This window comes from Paenibacillus forsythiae T98 (genome assembly GCF_000520735.1).
GTDB classification, from domain to species: Bacteria; Bacillota; Bacilli; order Paenibacillales; family Paenibacillaceae; genus Paenibacillus_AQ; species Paenibacillus_AQ forsythiae.
The window spans coordinates 1-2681 of record NZ_ASSC01000841.1 but is presented as its reverse complement, the minus strand read 5'-3'; the positions used below and the strand labels follow the sequence as shown (position 1 = coordinate 2681).

The window sequence follows — 2681 nt, the reverse complement described above, 5'->3', positions numbered from 1 at the left end:
CCTGCCGTTGCAATCCATACGAAGCTCGCTGCCTGCGGAGAGGCTCATCGTCTTCCCAGCAGACAGACTCAGGTTGCCGCCCGCCGAGATACTCACTTGCTTGCTGCTCACCATATGAATCCCTTCCCGGTCGTCCAGCTTGATATAAATCGAACCATCCTTGCCGGTAACGACCAGTTCATCCGGCCCCAGCCGAATTTCCTTGCCATGCGGAGTTCGCCATATTTTCATCTGAGGGTTGTTAAACTTGTTATGCGTACTATTGCGATCAGCCCGCCGGACGGCACTGGTTGCCATCCCGTCTTCTTCACGGCTGCCGGGGAAATAGAGAGAGACGGGATCACCCTTCTCCGGCATGACATACCAGCCCGTATGCCCGCCGCCGCTATATGCGGTTAAGTAGTTAAACCAATGCGCCTTGTCTGCGTCCTGCTTGTTATCACAATCCAGATGAATGCGTACCTGATCCTGGTGAACGTCCAGCACGATACCGTTTAACGAAGCGCCCGCCAGCTTTTCCTGATAGTAGCTTTGTTGCCGCAATCCCTGATACGAAGCAAGCGCATATTGATGCCGCAGTTGTCCCTGACTCATGTCGGTATAGGCTTCTGTCACATACAGGCTGTGTCCTTGAAAGGCCAGCTGGGCGCCTAAATCCAGCACCTCATCCGTTTCTACCTCATAGACAATAAAATCATTTTCGCTCAGATTCGCATGCTCATTCTCCTGAAAATAACGAAACGGCAGCATCTGCTTACGCACGGTATAACGGGTCTGATCCAGTACCGCCTGTGCAGGGCTGTGCTCGATGCCAAAATAAAATTTGGGACTGTCGAACCGGGCTACAGGCATTAAGCTCGTATGATAACGGGAAGCTATTCGTCTCAGAAAAGCCCAGTCCGTCTCCTGATACTGGACGGCAATCTTCCCTATGGCTTCACCGCCTGTCGCTCCATCTATGACATCAAGGCCTTCATAATCCTGTCCGATCTGCTCCAGCATTTGCGGGATGGTCATTTTGGTATTCTGAAAAGAACGGGTACGCCGCTTGATATCCATCCGGTACGTGTGGGAGATCGCCTCCACCTCCAGATAGGAAACGCCCCGTACGACCTTGATCTCGACCGACAGCGGAATCCCGCTGAACAACGGCCTGCTTCCCCCGGATTCATCCCTTTGGCTTAACTCAATGACCGTATTCTTCTCCGTACTATCTACATAGCTGTCCTGTAGCTCTTCCGGGATCATCCCGGTGAAATAAAGCCGGGCATGCTCGTTGATTTTTTTGGTAAGAGTAAGCTGCTCCAGTACAACCAGCTCATACGGGTGAATTTGAATATTATCGTAGCCCAGACTCATAATGGAGCCACACCTTTCTCGGACGTGGGATAGGAGGAGGCCGGAACAATACGGAGAGATTGCACCATGTGTTTCGCTACAGGCAGCCAAGCCTCCATGTCGGATTCCATACAGTTGAAGGTACCAAGGTTTAAGTATCCTTCCCGGATAAACAGCAGCATTTCGTTGTATAGATTACCGTCTACACCTGCTGCTATGAAACGAACCATCCCGATGGAAAGGCCGGAAAGATTGACGATCAGCTCCGCACCGATCCAGTTGCGAATCGGTTGTACAGACCGTAAAACGTCCGCCATTTGCTCCATAAACTCGGGAAGCTCTTCGAGTTCCAAGGACGTTTCTGTAGGATTAAAGGTGATATTGATTGTACCCTCCGAAGAGGTGTAAATTACCTTCGGGCGATGTTCTGAAGGATATTTGAATGTGGCCTCTTCCAGCGGCATGAGTTTAAAGGATTTGGGAACATGCACTGCAATTTGCCCATCTAGAATCGTTCTTGGCTCCAGTGTGAAATGATCATTTCCAATATGAAACACCTTTGCTTCTTCTGAGATCGAGGCGTTCTGTTCGGATTCCAGAGGTTCAAATGGAATGGATTGCAAATCATCGTTATTGGCTGTCGCCTGATCCATAACTTTAGCTTTAAGGCTAAGAATCTGCTCGTCCAGATAGTTCATAGAAAGCCCCCTTTTCATTAAGACGTAAGATTCTGCTTGAATATTTGGAGAGGAGAGGAAATCTTTAAATAAGAGCCCAGCAAATGTATATATCGGTTTAAACCAACTATTAATTTACAAAATGACCCATTGCATGGGGTGTTTTCAATGAGTATATTTGGAAGATTGTATAAGAGCGGGGATTTAAACATAAATGCAATTGTAAGTGTCAGGATTGGAGACTTGTTGAGATGTATTGGCGGATAGGTTGATTTTTGAACAAAAAAAGACCGCCATTTTAATTTTGGCAGTCACGTGGTTATTACTCTAACATCAGCTCAATAAAAATTAACGGCTACAATTCTGAAGGCAAACCATAAAGATACATCGAAGTACAATCTGAATTTTGAAGTAATGCGGTCGTTGTTTTTATGTTTGGTTTCGTGTAAATTACAGGATAATCCTTCTCTTCATATACTTCACGTATAGGAAAAGCCAATTTCTCTTCTTCCAGTGAGAACTGAGCATCCACCCCCAATTTATTTCCACGTGCATCTAAACGAATCCATTTTCCAATTGACCTGAGATAGACGGCATTTAACGCATGGATAACGTAACCTGTATCAGGGGTATCTATTTAGCCCCTATTTGAACTTGGACAGTACA

At 46.9% G+C, this 2681-nt stretch carries 2 protein-coding genes; both read right to left on the bottom strand.

The window, feature by feature from the left end:
- Window positions 1–1359 (bottom strand): phage baseplate assembly protein V (locus tag L692_RS0125760; RefSeq protein WP_025702771.1); only part of this gene is annotated, 1359 nt, incomplete at its 3' end.
- Window positions 1356–2036 carry a hypothetical protein gene (locus tag L692_RS0125755; RefSeq protein ID WP_025702770.1) on the bottom strand — a complete coding sequence of 227 codons (681 nt, stop codon included), beginning with the start codon at window positions 2034–2036 and terminating at the stop codon, window positions 1356–1358. The genes L692_RS0125760 and L692_RS0125755, both read right to left, overlap by 4 nt.
- Window positions 2037–2681: the final 645 nt, after the last annotated feature.

Bases quoted from the DNA above. Each gene is read 5' to 3' on its own strand.
- L692_RS0125755 (WP_025702770.1), bottom strand. From the start codon at position 2,036: ATGAACTATCTGGACGAGCAGATTCTTAGCCTTAAAGCTAAAGTTATG.